Origin of the sequence: Novosphingobium sp. 18050 (assembly GCF_902706195.1) — a bacterium.
Classification (GTDB): domain Bacteria; phylum Pseudomonadota; class Alphaproteobacteria; order Sphingomonadales; family Sphingomonadaceae; genus Novosphingobium.
On record NZ_CACSJO010000005.1, the window covers coordinates 105,011 to 117,069 of the forward strand.

Here is a 12,059-nt window from a genome sequence, read left to right on the forward strand (position 1 = left end):
CCCGGATCGCCGCCCTTCTGCTATGCACCGCCTTGCAAAAAGTTAAACGCGGCTCTGCCCGCACCGTCCGATCAAGCCCGGCGTGGGACTCTGCACTAATCCTGAATTGCAATCGTTTGCCGGAGGTTTCTCCGTCATTTTACGGAGGAATGCGGAACAAAATCTTGCTCCGCGATTAACCAACCACAGCAGAAAGACACTAACTTTCGCAGGGCAAAAGGGCGGCATGAGGGTTTACCGCAAAGTAATCATTCTTGGGCTCGCCGCAGCGTGCATGACGCCGGCCAGCGCCCGCACCGCCATCGATGGCCTGACCGATACCGGAGGCTCCATCACGGGATCCGGAATCGATTCCGAGGCCGGATCGGCGCTCATTGTACCCAAAGGTCCGGGGCACCTCGAATGCGTGCCTTATGCGCGCACGACTTCGGGCATCCAGATCTACGGCGATGCGCATACATGGTGGGGACAGGCGAAAAATCGCTATGCGACCGGGCACGCACCGCGCGTCGGCGCGGTCATGGCGGTCCAGCCCCACAACAATTCGCGCCTCGGGCATGTGGCGACGGTGAGCCGGGTCGTCGATTCGCGCACGATCTTGCTCAGCCATGCGAACTGGTCGGTCCCGGGCGAGATCGAGCGTAACGTCACCGCGCTCGACGTGTCCCCCGCCAACGACTGGAGCCAGGTGCGCATCTGGTATGCGCCTGCGCGAGGGCTTGGCACCACGCGCTGGCCGGTTTCGGGATTCATCTACAACGCGAAGCCCGGCTCCGTGCGGGATCTGGGCACCACTCGCCTCGCCGCATCGGCCGAGCCGGTGAAGATGGCCCCCATGAAAGTGGCGAAATCCACAAAGACCTCAACCGGCCGGCGCAACGACCCGATCGGCGTGATCATCGCCGGGGCCTATTGAAAAAAAACGCCGCGTTGAACGCGGCGTTTTGAAATTCAGTCCTTCTTGGCGACCGGTGCACCGTCGCCGATGTCTTCGTACCACGCCTCGACCGGGCCCATGAGCTTGATCGTCAGCGCATTGCCGTGGCGATCCATGGACTTGCCGGCCTGAACGCGAATCCAGCCTTCCGAGATCGAGTATTCCTCGACGTTGGTGCGCACGGTGCCCTTGAAGCGGATACCGATGCCGCGCTGCAGCTTGTCCTGGTCGAAGAACGGGCTGCGCGGGTTGATAGCGAGGTGGTCGGGCGGCACGTCGGGGCCACTCTGGACGGGCGTGGGGGTCTCTTCGGTCATGTCCGTGCGTTTAGATGGAGATCAGCGCTTGTCAATTCGATCTCAGTTGTCTAGGGGGCCGCTTCCGCACTGATAGCGGGCGCGTAGCTCAGTGGTAGAGCACACCCTTCACACGGGTGGGGTCGCAGGTTCAATCCCTGCCGCGCCCACCATCCTCCCTGGCGAGGATGGTCCTTTCGACCATCGGCGGATAGCTCGACATCGGCGGCATAATTTCCTTCGCGGCTTGCGAGCGCTTGGCCTGTTCGGCATAGGCGGCTCACCATGCATGACATCCGCCAGATCCGCGAAAATCCCGAAACCTTCGACGCCGGCCTCGCGCGCCGCGGCGTGGAACCTGTCTCCGACCGGCTCATCGCGCTGGACGAGCAGCGCCGCTCGGTCGCCACGCGGCTGCAGGAAAGCCAGAACCGGCGGAACGAGGCATCCAAGGCAATCGGCAAGGCCATGGGCCAGGGCGACACCGCCGCCGCCGACGCGCTCAAGGCCGAAGTAGCCCAGTTGAAGGACACCCTCCCCGCACTCGAAGCCGAGGAGAAGGATGTCGCCGCACAGTTGCAGGATGCGCTGGCCGGCCTGCCCAACATTCCGGTCGCCGAAGTGCCTGACGGCGAAGACGAGACGCAGAACGTGGAAGTGCTAAAGTGGGGCACACCCGGCACCTTCGCCTTCACGCCCAGGGAACATGCCGATATCGGCCCCGCGCTCGGCCTCGATTTCGAGACCGGCGCCAAGCTTTCGGGCGCGCGTTTCACCTTCCTCAAAGGCCAGATGGCGCGCCTGCACCGCGCACTGGCGCAGTTCATGCTGGATACGCAGACGGCCACTAACGGCTTCATGGAATGCAACGTGCCGCTGCTGGTCCGCGATGAAGCGGTATACGGCACCGGCCAGCTTCCGAAGTTCTCGGAAGACCTGTTCCGCACCACGGACGGCCGCTGGCTGATCCCCACCGCCGAAGTCAGCCTTACCAACGCAGTGGCAGGCGAAATCCTCGACGCGGCCGCAATGCCGCTGCGCATGACGGCTCTGACCCCGTGCTTCCGCTCCGAGGCTGGCTCTGCGGGCCGCGACACGCGCGGGTTCATCCGCCAGCACCAGTTCGAGAAGGTGGAACTCGTCACCATCTGCCGCCCCGAGGAAAGCGAAGGCGAGCACGAGAAGATGGTCGCTGCCGCCGAATCGATCCTGCAGGCGCTGGACCTGCCCTATCGCAAGGTGCTGCTCTGCGCCGGCGACATGGGCGCCACCGCGCGGCTCACCTACGACCTTGAAGTGTGGCTGCCCGGCCAGCAGGCCTACCGAGAGATCAGCTCGATCTCCAACTGCGGCGACTATCAGGGCCGCCGTATGAACGCGCGCTACAAGCCCGAGGGCGCGAAGAAGACCGAATTCGTGCATACTCTAAACGGCTCGGGCCTTGCGGTCGGGCGCACGCTGGTAGCGGTGCTGGAGAACTATCAGCAGGAAGACGGCTCGGTCATGGTGCCCGAAGTGCTGAAGCCCTGGATGGGCGGCATCGAGAAACTGGAAGCGCTGGGGTAGATACGGGCGGGGCTTCGACAAGCTCAGCATGAGCGGTTTTGAGAGGGTATTACGCTACTCCCGCTCATGCTGAGCTTGTCGAAGCATCATGCTCAGCCTCTCGAAGGGTCTATTTCAACGTGGCGGCCGTCTTTCAGTAGCCGGGCCCAAGCGGTTATGGTTAAAGGCAAGTCATGCGCATCCTCCTCACCAACGACGACGGCATCAACGCTCCCGGCCTCTATGTGCTGGAGAAGATCGCCGCCCAGCTTTCCGACGACATCTGGATCTGCGCGCCGAGCGAGGAACAGTCGGGTGCGGGCCACTCGCTCACCCTCACCCGCCCTGTTCGTATGCGCCAGCACGCCGAGCGCCGCTTCTCGGTAACCGGCACGCCGACCGATTCGGTGACGATGGCGCTGCGCAAAGCCATGCCCGGACCGCCGGACCTTATCCTCTCAGGCGTCAATCGCGGTGCCAACCTCGGCGATGACGTGACGTATTCGGGCACCGTATCGGCCGCGCTGGAAGGCGCGCTGGCGGGCATACGCTCGATCGCCATGAGCCAGGTCTATTCGAAGGAAGGCCAGGGCGACGCAGTCAGCTTCGCCGCCGCCGAGGCATGGGGCGCCAAAGTGCTGCGCCCGCTGCTGGACCAACCTTTCGCGCCGCGCACGCTGGTCAACGTCAACTTCCCCGCGCTCGCCCCGGACGAGGTCAAGGGCATCCGCGTGGTGCGCCAGGGCTTCCACGACTATGCGCGCGGTTCGGTGGTAGAAGGGATGGACCCTCGCGGCTTCCCCTATTTCTGGTTCGGCCTGCACGGGATCGAACATACACCCGGCCACAACACCGACCTCGAAGCCATCGCAGAAGGCTATGTTGCGGTGACGCCGCTGCAACTCGACCTCACCCACGATGCCTCGCTGGCATCGATCGCGCAGCGTTACGGCCAAAGCTCCAGCCAGTGAGCCGCACACTTCTCGCCGCCGGCGCTCTGCTGATGAGCGCCCCCGCCTACGCAGCTTCGCCCGAAGAAGAGAGCGCCCACGTCGTCAAGGCAGGCGAAACGCTGGGCGGTATCGCCAACCGCGCGGGAGTATCGGCCACGGCAATCGCCAAGGCCAACGGCTTGAAAGAGCCCTACGTCGTGCGCCTCGGCCAGAAGCTGACGATTCCGCGCGCGGCGAAAGTCGCCGCAAAGCCGGCCACGGCAAAGCCCTCCCCCAAGCCAACGCCCAAGCCCACACCCTCCGTGCCCAGCGCCGAACTTTCCGCGAAAAAGGCCGAGAAGACCGCCGCCCGCGTGATCGAAGCGCGCCAGCCGTCTGGCAGCCCCGAGACCGAAACCTCGCACAAGGTCGGCGAAGGTGAGACGCTGGGCGGCATCGCCGCGCGCGCCAAGGTGCCGCGCGTCCTCATCATCGAGGCCAACGGGCTGCAGGCACCGTTCGACGTGCGCGTCGGCCAGACCCTGCGCATCCCGCGCACCCGCCGCCACGAAGTGAAGAACGGCGACACCGGCTTCTCGATCTCGCTCGACTACGCAGTGCCGTGGGAACAGATCGCGCTGGCTAACAATCTCGACGCGAACGCGCCGGTCAAAGTCGGTCAGAACCTGCTGATCCCGACCCTGCTCGATCCGCCTGGCATCGGCGCGAAAACCCTGTCGCCTGCGCCCAGGCCGGCCGCCGCACCCGTATCTTCGCGGCCCGCGCGCTTCGCCTGGCCGCTGTCAGGTCCGGTGCGACGCGGCTATGCCAGCGGCAGCGACTATCACGACGGCGTCGACATCACCGCCCCCAAGGGCGCGATGGTGCGCGCCGCGGCCGCCGGAACCGTCACGTTCGCGGGCAAGGAAAAGAGCCAGTTCGGCAACCTCGTCGTGCTCGACCACGGCGACGGCTGGTTCACCGCCTATGGCTTCCTCAGCCGCGTGACGGTCAAGGAAGGCGCCAAGGTCGCCGCCGGTGAACGCGTCGGGCTGGTCGGCGACACCGGCCTCGCCAAGGGTAGCGAACTGCATTTCGAAGTCCGCCAGGACGGCAAGCCGGTCGATCCGCTGGGCGAACTTCCCAAGTCGCCCTGAGCCGCATGAGCAAAAGGCGCCCGCCCCTCGCTCTGACAAAGCCACTGCGCCGCGCGGTAGCCCTGCCGGTTTGGGCCGACGTCGCGCTCCGGCTGGGCGCCGCGTTCGCCCTCGTGTTCTTCGTGGTCATCATCCACTGGATCGACCGCGACGGTCTCAAGGACACGCACGACGGCACGGTCAGCTTCCTCGACGTGTTCTATTTCACGATGATCTCGATCACCACGACGGGCTTTGGCGACATCGCCCCGGTGAGCGACAAATCGCGGCTGATCGAGGCGGTGATCGTCACGCCTATCCGATTCGCGGTGATTTTCATCTTCGTGGGCACCGCCTATAACTTCATCATCAAGCGTAGCTGGGAGACGTGGCGCATGAAGCGCATCCAGGAACGCCTGGCCGACCATATCGTCGTGCTGGGCTACGGCGTCAGCGGCTCGGAAGCCGTGCAGGAACTGATCGACCGCGGCACAGACCCCTCGGACATCGTCGTTGTCGACCCCTCGTCGGCGCGGCTCCGGCTGGCCGAGCAGGCTGGCTGCAACGTGCTGGAAGGTGATGCCACCCGCGACGAGACTCTGGCGGCAGTGCGCATCGATCTCGCCCGCTCGATCCTGATCTCCGCCGGGCGCGACGATACGACGATTCTGATCGTCCTCACCGCGCGCCACGTGGCGCCGGGCGTGCCGATCACTGCGGTCGTCCGCGCGGACGACAACGAACTCCTCGCGCGGCAGGCCGGGGCCGACAACGTGATCAACCCGGTGCGCTTCACCGGACTGCTGTTGGCGGGATCGGCGGAAGGCCAGCACATCGCCGAATATATGTCCGACCTCGCCTCAGTGGGCGGGCGCGTCCAGCTCATTGAACGCCCGGTCACCGCCGGCGAGATCGGCAAGCCGCTGGATCAGATTCCAACCGGCAAGGGCCTACGAATCTATCGCGGCGACACGGCAATCGGTTTCTGGGAGGCCGAGGCGCATAGCCTGGAGCCGGGTGATATCATCGTCGAGATCGCTGCCACCTGCATCAAGGAAGCCTCGCCGGGCTGATCGCTCCGCGGTTATTGTCTCAGGCCATAATCCAGAACACCAGGCCCATGGCAAGGTAGGCTACCAGCCAGAACAGGCAGTCGATCACGCGGCGCATCGGCTCGGTGCGATTGCGCAGGTGCGTCAACCATACTGAAGGAATGACGAAGGCGATCGCGACGCCGCCCGTCTGCATGAAATAGAGCCACGGCTTGATCGCCAGCGTCTCGGCGCCGATCCGTGCAAAATTGTGGCCGAGCATGATCGAACTGATCAGCAAAACGACCCCCGCGATCACAAAACCGCTGGTTCGCTCGGCGTTGCCGGAGATGAGCTGGCGCCCGCTACGAAACAGCGGGCCGTTCCACACGATCCCGATCGCCAGCGCGAGTGCGGCGGCAAGCACCACCGCCAGCCAGTTCACAGGACCCATCGCATCTTCCCTTTTTGTTCAATAGTGACCTGTCTTGCAGGCCATGAAGGGATACGCAAGCGCGCGACGCCGGGTCTTTGCAACATACCCCGTCGACACAACACTTCATCATCGCGGGTCTGGCGAAGCCGCCTGGCAGCGCCCCCTGCCGCTCCCCGGGCGGCTTCACCAAGCCAGCGACGACAGGGATTTGGTGGGAGACTTCAAGCTGGCGATTCGTTTTTCGTGACTCGCGCGTCTAATGAGAGTATCGGCCGCGCCAATCCCATGGCAATAGAAATCCCCAATCCGCCCAAGGTCGGCATGGTCAGCCTCGGCTGCCCCAAGGCGCTCGTTGATTCCGAGCGTATCCTCACGCGCCTGCGTGCCGACGGCTACACCATGAGCGCGGATTATTCCGGCGCTGACGTGGTCCTCGTCAACACCTGCGGTTTCCTTGATTCCGCCAAGGAGGAAAGCCTTGCCGCCATCGGCGAGGCGATCGCCGAAAACGGACGTGTCATCGTGACCGGCTGTATGGGCAACGAGGCCGATGTCATTCGCGCCAAGTTCCCGCAGGTCCTGGCCGTCACCGGCGCGCATCAGTACGAGGCGGTCGTAGAGGCCGTCCACGAGGCTGCGCCGCCTGAACTGTCACCTTACCTCGACCTGATCCCGCATGCCTATGACGAAGCGGGCGTGAAGCTGACGCCGCGCCACTACAGCTACCTGAAGATTTCGGAGGGCTGCAACCACGCCTGCTCCTTCTGCATCATCCCCAGCCTTCGCGGAAAGCTGGCAAGCCGGCGCATCGATGCCGTGCTTCGCGAAGCGGAGAAACTGGTCCAGGCCGGCACCCGAGAACTCCTGGTCATCAGCCAGGACACCTCCGCCTACGGCGTCGACGTGCGCCATGAGGAGCGCATGTGGAAGGACCACTCCGTCCGCACCCACATGACCGACCTTGCGCGCGAACTGGGCCAGCTTGCCGATTCGCAAGGTCGCCGCCCGTGGGTGCGCATGCATTACGTCTATCCCTACCCTCACGTCGATGCGGTGATCCCGCTGATGGCGGAAGGGCTGCTGACGCCGTACCTCGATATCCCATTCCAACATGCCGCGCCTTCGGTGCTCAAGGCCATGAAGCGCCCTGCCAACGAGGCAAAGGTGCTCGGACGCCTGCGCAACTGGCGCGAAATCTGCCCGGACATCGCGATCCGCTCCAGCTTCGTGGTCGGTTTCCCCGGCGAAACCGAGGCGGATTTCGAATATCTGCTCGACTGGCTTGAGGAAGCGCAACTCGATCGTGTCGGAGCGTTTCGCTTTGAGCAAGTGGAAGGCGCTGCCGCTAATACTTTGCCCGGCGCCGTGCCGGAAGAGGTCAAGGAAGAGCGTTACGCCCGTATCATGGAGAAGACCGCCGCGATCAGCGCGGCCAAGCTCCAGGCAAAGGTGGGCCGCAAACTGCAAGTCATCATCGACGAAATCGGCGATGCGGACGAAGAAGGCGACATTGGGGCAACCGGCCGCTCGCAGGCCGACGCCCCCGAGATCGACGGCAACGTGTTCCTCCGCGATGTCGGCGGATCTCTGCAAGTTGGTGATATCGTTGAAGTTATTGTTGAAGATGCCGACGAGCACGACCTTTACGGCGTGATCGACCAAGCCTGATCCGTCTCGCTGAACGCCGCTTAGTTGCACTCCTTGCAACCAGCGTAAAGGTTTTCACATTTGCGGGAATCATCGATTCCCAGCATACGGATCGGGCCTTTCAGGCATCCTCTCCCAAAACTTTCATAGGGCTGGTCTTCGGACCGGCCCTTTCTTTTTTGCACTCGCGAAGGCGCGCTGAGCGTCTCGCGAAACCTCTGCCGTGCGCTTCGCCCATGCGATTATATGGTTGCATTATATGCAATATTGCTAAAGTTTTTCGCATTTGCAGCATAGCCGCCCTTGAGACATAAAGAACTCGCCTTTCAGGCATCCTCTCCCAAAACTTCTCAGGGCTGGTCTTCGGACCGGCCCTTTCTTTTTGGGCGCTCCACCGGCCCTTTCGTCAGCCTTCGGCGCTGCAATGCAGCCTGCCGCACTAGCCGTAGGCGTCCAATTGCCCTAGCGATGCGGCATGGCCCCTACGCAGCGAATCTTCACCGCCGCCCTCGTCGTCATCGGCGACGAAATCCTGTCGGGACGCACCCACGACAAGAACATCGCCCAGATCGCCACCTGGCTGCAGATCCAGGGCATCCGCCTGAAAGAGGTCCGCGTAGTGGCCGATGAGCCCGACGCCATCGTCGAAGCGGTGAACACGCTGCGGGCGCGTAACGACTATCTGTTTACCACCGGCGGCATCGGCCCGACCCACGACGATATCACTGTAGACGCCATCGCCCAGGCTCTCGGCGTGCCCGCCATCGTCCACCCCGAGGCGCGGGCGATCCTGGAAGCCTACTACGAGACGCGCGGCGGCCTCACCGATGCGCGTCTACGCATGGCGCGCACTCCGGAAGGCGCAAGCCTTATCCCCAACCGCTATACCGGCGCACCGGGTATCCGCTGCGGCAACGTCTTCATCATGGCAGGCGTGCCCAGCATCACCGCGGGCATGCTCGACGCCCTTTCCGGCCAGCTCGAAGGCGGCGCACCGCTCCTGTCCGAGACTGTCGGCTGCTGGGTGGGCGAAAGCGAAGTAGCGCAACTGCTCGGCGATACCGAGAAGGCCTTCACCACCTGCCAGATCGGCTCCTACCCGTTCTGGGCAGAAGGGCGCACCGGCGCCAACTTCGTGATCCGTTCGGTCAGCGCCGAAGACCTTGCCGCATGCAGCCGCGCGCTTGTCGACGGGCTGGCCGCGATCGGCAAGTCGGCAGTGCCGGGTGGCATCTGAGCTGCTGCTTGGTCTTGCGGCAATGGCCAGCACCATGACTGCTACCCCGACACTCGCGGACTTCGAAGCGACCCTGCGCCGGCATGACAGTGCAACGCTGGCGCTGGAGGAATGGTGCACGATACGCGGACTGGCTTATCCGGCGCGCGTGACCGCGCAGACGCTGGCCCAAACAAACGCTGCCCTCCCCGCGAATCTCCATGAGGCTCTCGGCATTGCCTCGGATGAGGCGTTTGCACTGCGTAATGTCAGGCTTAGCTGCGGCGGCGCCGTGCTGTCAGTGGCGTGGAACTGGTATGTCCCCTCCCGCCTCACCGCGCCGATGAACGAGGCGCTGGCACGCAGCGATGCGCCTTTCGGCAAAGTGGTCGCGCCGCTCGGCTTCCGGCGCAAGTCTCTCTCGATGGTCGCAGGCCCAGCGGAGAACTGCCCGGCGGACACGATCTCCACCCATCAGGCGATGCTGGTGCTGCCCGATGGGCGCCCGCTCGCCTATCTCGTGGAATGTTACACGGCGGCCAACCTCGCGCCGCTCCGCTAAGGCAAGCAGCGCCGCCCCGAATTCGATCCGGGACGACGCGAAGATCAGGCGGCGACGGCTTCCGTTCCGGCAATCGACGTGCGGTGCATCATCCGTCCCGTCGACTTGTCGTATGGGATCGCACGGTGCATCGCCCCGGTGTTGTCCCAGATCACGAAGTCGCCCTGGGTCCACTTGTGCCGCAGCGAGAACGCAGGCTGCGCCGCCCATTCCTGAAGACGGATTAGCATCGCGCGCCCTGCGGGCACCTCCATGCCCACGATGTGATCGGCAGTAGTGCCCACGACCATAGACTTGCGGCCCGATTCGTGTGTCCAGACCAGCGGATGTTCCTTGATGAGACCAATGCCCAGCACCCGCTCACGGTGCTTTTCCGGAATGGCGTCGGCGATCGGCGAGAGGCTGGCGCGCACCGAATGGACTGCCTTCAGCCCCTCAAGCGCCGCCTTCTCCTCATCGGGCAGACCTTCGTAAGCAGCGTAAGTGCTGGCAAACTCGGTCTCACCGCCCTTGTCCGGCGCGATGCGGCAGGACAACAGCGTTGCGAAGGGGGGCGGCATGTCCACGGTGATGCCGTCCATGTGCCAGAAGAACGTCCCCAGCACGTATTCGGGCTGCGGGTTGATCTTCTCGTCGAGGGTGACCTGGTAAACGTCCGCATCCGTGCTCTGGACGTTGTTGCGGGCCGTCAGGCGGACCTTTTCGCCCATTGCATCGGTGATGGCGAGCTGTTCGGCATCGGTCAGGTTCACCTGCGGGAAGACGAGCACGGTGCGCTCCTCAACCTTCGCGCGAATCAGCTTCGCAGCCTCGGGCGTGAACAGGTCGGCGCGGTCGTCCCAAAGTACCCGCGAGCCGATGAATTCCTTGATGTCTTCGAAACGAATAGCCATTTGGCCGCCTCTCCCGGAGGTATTGCTGAACATGTGTACAGCATCGCATTACACCGAAATTTCACAAGCGTAAACGGTCGGGGGCGCGGGATCGCAAGGGCGTGAAAGGATGGCGCATCCGGTTAGGCTTCACGCGCAAAAGAAAAGGGCCGGGAAGGTTTCCCCTCCCGGCCCTCAATCTGTTCAGCGGTCCTGAAGGATCAGGCGCCGGTAACCTCGGTGGTGTCGATCTTCAGGCCCGGGCCCATCGACGACGACATCGAGATCTTGCGCAGGTACTTGCCCTTGGCGCCCGACGGCTTGGCCTTGACGATCGCCTCGACGAATGCCGAGAAGTTCTTCGTCAGGTCTTCATCCGAGAACGACATCTTGCCGATGCCGGCGTGGATGATGCCCTGCTTCTCAACGCGGAACTCGATCTGGCCGCCCTTGGCGTCCTTCACGGCCTGCGTCACGTTCGGGGTGACCGTGCCGAGCTTCGGGTTCGGCATCAGGCCCTTGGGACCCAGCAGCTTACCGAGACGGCCCACGACGCCCATCATGTCCGGGGTGGCAATGACGCGGTCGTAGTTGAGGTTGCCGGCCTGCATGTCTTCCATGAGGTCTTCAGCGCCAACCTTGTCGGCACCGGCTGCGAGAGCCTCGGCAGCCTTGTCGCCCTTGGCGAACACGGCGACGCGAACTTCCTTGCCGGTACCGGCGGGAAGCGAAACCATGCCGCGGACCATCTGGTCGGCGTGGCGCGGATCGACACCCAGGTTCAGCGCGACTTCGATGGTCTCGTCGAACTTGGTGGTCTTGAGGTCACGCAGGGCCTGAAGCGCTTCGCCAACGGCGTAGAGCTTCATGTTGTCGCCCAGCTTTTCGGTCAGCGACTTCTGCTTCTTGGAAATCTTGGTCATGAAATCAGCCCTCCACAACCTGGAGGCCCATCGCGCGAGCGGAGCCTGCAATGATCTTCGTTGCCGCGTCAATGTCGTTGGCATTGAGGTCGGCCATCTTCACCTGGGCGATCTCGGCCAGCTGCGACATCTTGATCGTTCCGGCAGACACCTTGCCCGGCTCCTTCGAACCCGACTTCAGGCCGGCGGCCTTCTTGATCAGGAACGTGGCGGGCGGCGTCTTCGTGATGAAGGTGAAGCTGCGATCCGCGTAGACGGTGATGATGGTCGGGATCGGCATGCCGTTCTCGAGTTCCTGCGTAGCGGCGTTGAACGCCTTGCAGAATTCCATGATGTTCACGCCGCGCTGACCCAGCGCCGGGCCGATCGGCGGCGACGGGTTGGCCTTGCCGGCCGGAACCTGCAGCTTGATGTAACCAGTAATCTTCTTGGCCATGAGGCCGCTCCTTTTCACACTATCGCGTCCCCGAGACCCGGGAACGCTCATGCCTAGCGGTTATGACGGGCGAACCAGCCGCCCTCCCGC

At 63.8% G+C, this 12,059-nt stretch carries 13 protein-coding genes and 1 tRNA gene; 9 read left to right on the plus strand and 5 right to left on the minus strand.

Translation table 11 applies throughout. The features are described 5' to 3' along the window. Positions 1-226 precede the first annotated feature (226 nt). Positions 227-916 (plus strand): CHAP domain-containing protein, encoded by a 690-nt coding sequence (locus GVL61_RS07590; protein ID WP_159978615.1) that lies wholly within the window; start codon positions 227-229, stop codon positions 914-916. 35 nt (positions 917-951) lie between these two features. Here GVL61_RS07590 and GVL61_RS07595 read toward each other — a convergent pair whose 3' ends face one another. Then, positions 952-1,254, minus strand: coding sequence for a DUF3297 family protein (locus tag GVL61_RS07595; protein ID WP_043976349.1), 303 nt, complete (start codon positions 1,252-1,254; stop codon positions 952-954). A 77-nt stretch (positions 1,255-1,331) separates the two neighbouring features. On the opposite strand from GVL61_RS07595, the gene GVL61_RS07600 reads away from it, so the two are divergent. The 5 genes from GVL61_RS07600 to GVL61_RS07620 all read left to right on the plus strand — a co-directional run bounded on the left by GVL61_RS07600 (position 1,332) and on the right by GVL61_RS07620 (position 5,919). Beyond that, positions 1,332-1,406: transfer RNA gene (locus tag GVL61_RS07600), tRNA-Val, on the plus strand. Between the two features lie 112 nt (positions 1,407-1,518). Further along, on the plus strand, positions 1,519-2,799 hold the full coding sequence (serS, locus tag GVL61_RS07605) for a serine--tRNA ligase (protein ID WP_159978617.1): 1,281 nt from the start codon (positions 1,519-1,521) through the stop codon (positions 2,797-2,799). Positions 2,800-2,972: 173 nt separating this feature from the next. Next, positions 2,973-3,749, plus strand: a complete 777-nt coding sequence (gene surE / locus GVL61_RS07610) for a 5'/3'-nucleotidase SurE (RefSeq protein WP_159978619.1) — start codon at positions 2,973-2,975, stop codon at positions 3,747-3,749. Beyond that, positions 3,746-4,867 carry a LysM peptidoglycan-binding domain-containing M23 family metallopeptidase gene (locus GVL61_RS07615; RefSeq protein ID WP_235037570.1) on the plus strand — a complete coding sequence of 374 codons (1,122 nt, stop codon included), beginning with the start codon at positions 3,746-3,748 and terminating at the stop codon, positions 4,865-4,867. The genes surE and GVL61_RS07615 overlap by 4 nt, the downstream gene beginning before the upstream one ends. A gap of 5 nt (positions 4,868-4,872) precedes the next feature. Beyond that, entirely contained in the window at positions 4,873-5,919 is a 1,047-nt protein-coding gene (locus GVL61_RS07620; protein ID WP_159978621.1) for a TrkA family potassium uptake protein, read from the plus strand. Positions 5,920-5,938: 19 nt separating this feature from the next. Here GVL61_RS07620 and GVL61_RS07625 read toward each other — a convergent pair whose 3' ends face one another. Continuing rightward, positions 5,939-6,331, minus strand: a complete 393-nt coding sequence (locus tag GVL61_RS07625; RefSeq protein WP_159978623.1) for a DUF1761 domain-containing protein — start codon at positions 6,329-6,331, stop codon at positions 5,939-5,941. 267 nt (positions 6,332-6,598) lie between these two features. On the opposite strand from GVL61_RS07625, the gene rimO reads away from it, so the two are divergent. From rimO to GVL61_RS07640, 3 genes are all read left to right on the plus strand, one after another. Further along, positions 6,599-7,981 (plus strand): 30S ribosomal protein S12 methylthiotransferase RimO, encoded by a 1,383-nt coding sequence (gene rimO, locus GVL61_RS07630; protein WP_159978625.1) that lies wholly within the window; start codon positions 6,599-6,601, stop codon positions 7,979-7,981. Between the two features lie 454 nt (positions 7,982-8,435). Beyond that, positions 8,436-9,197: a molybdopterin-binding protein gene (locus GVL61_RS07635; protein ID WP_159978627.1), complete on the plus strand. Its 762-nt coding sequence runs from the start codon at positions 8,436-8,438 to the stop codon at positions 9,195-9,197. 34 nt (positions 9,198-9,231) lie between these two features. Continuing rightward, positions 9,232-9,738 carry a hypothetical protein gene (locus GVL61_RS07640; RefSeq protein ID WP_235037571.1) on the plus strand — a complete coding sequence of 169 codons (507 nt, stop codon included), beginning with the start codon at positions 9,232-9,234 and terminating at the stop codon, positions 9,736-9,738. 44 nt (positions 9,739-9,782) lie between these two features. On the opposite strand, the gene GVL61_RS07645 is transcribed toward GVL61_RS07640, so the two are convergent. The 3 genes from GVL61_RS07645 to rplK form a co-directional block, all read right to left on the minus strand. Beyond that, positions 9,783-10,631, minus strand: coding sequence for a TauD/TfdA family dioxygenase (locus tag GVL61_RS07645; RefSeq protein WP_159978631.1), 849 nt, complete (start codon positions 10,629-10,631; stop codon positions 9,783-9,785). Positions 10,632-10,831: 200 nt separating this feature from the next. Further along, the gene (rplA, locus tag GVL61_RS07650) at positions 10,832-11,533 is read right to left on the minus strand and encodes a 50S ribosomal protein L1 (protein ID WP_159978633.1); all 702 of its coding nucleotides are present in this window, start codon (positions 11,531-11,533) and stop codon (positions 10,832-10,834) included. 4 nt (positions 11,534-11,537) lie between these two features. Beyond that, positions 11,538-11,969, minus strand: a complete 432-nt coding sequence (gene rplK / locus GVL61_RS07655) for a 50S ribosomal protein L11 (protein WP_159978635.1) — start codon at positions 11,967-11,969, stop codon at positions 11,538-11,540. Between the last annotated feature and the right edge of the window lie 90 nt (positions 11,970-12,059).

Coding starts and splice junctions, on each gene's coding strand:
- serS (WP_159978617.1), top strand. CDS start 1,519: ATGCATGACATCCGCCAGATCCGCGAAAATCCCGAAACCTTCGACGCC.
- GVL61_RS07625 (WP_159978623.1), bottom strand. CDS start 6,331: ATGGGTCCTGTGAACTGGCTGGCGGTGGTGCTTGCCGCCGCACTCGCG.
- rplA (WP_159978633.1), bottom strand. CDS start 11,533: ATGACCAAGATTTCCAAGAAGCAGAAGTCGCTGACCGAAAAGCTGGGC.
- GVL61_RS07635 (WP_159978627.1), top strand. CDS start 8,436: ATGGCCCCTACGCAGCGAATCTTCACCGCCGCCCTCGTCGTCATCGGC.
- GVL61_RS07640 (WP_235037571.1), top strand. CDS start 9,232: ATGACTGCTACCCCGACACTCGCGGACTTCGAAGCGACCCTGCGCCGG.
- surE (WP_159978619.1), top strand. CDS start 2,973: ATGCGCATCCTCCTCACCAACGACGACGGCATCAACGCTCCCGGCCTC.
- GVL61_RS07620 (WP_159978621.1), top strand. CDS start 4,873: ATGAGCAAAAGGCGCCCGCCCCTCGCTCTGACAAAGCCACTGCGCCGC.
- rplK (WP_159978635.1), bottom strand. CDS start 11,969: ATGGCCAAGAAGATTACTGGTTACATCAAGCTGCAGGTTCCGGCCGGC.
- GVL61_RS07590 (WP_159978615.1), top strand. CDS start 227: ATGAGGGTTTACCGCAAAGTAATCATTCTTGGGCTCGCCGCAGCGTGC.
- GVL61_RS07595 (WP_043976349.1), bottom strand. CDS start 1,254: ATGACCGAAGAGACCCCCACGCCCGTCCAGAGTGGCCCCGACGTGCCG.
- GVL61_RS07645 (WP_159978631.1), bottom strand. CDS start 10,631: ATGGCTATTCGTTTCGAAGACATCAAGGAATTCATCGGCTCGCGGGTA.
- rimO (WP_159978625.1), top strand. CDS start 6,599: ATGGCAATAGAAATCCCCAATCCGCCCAAGGTCGGCATGGTCAGCCTC.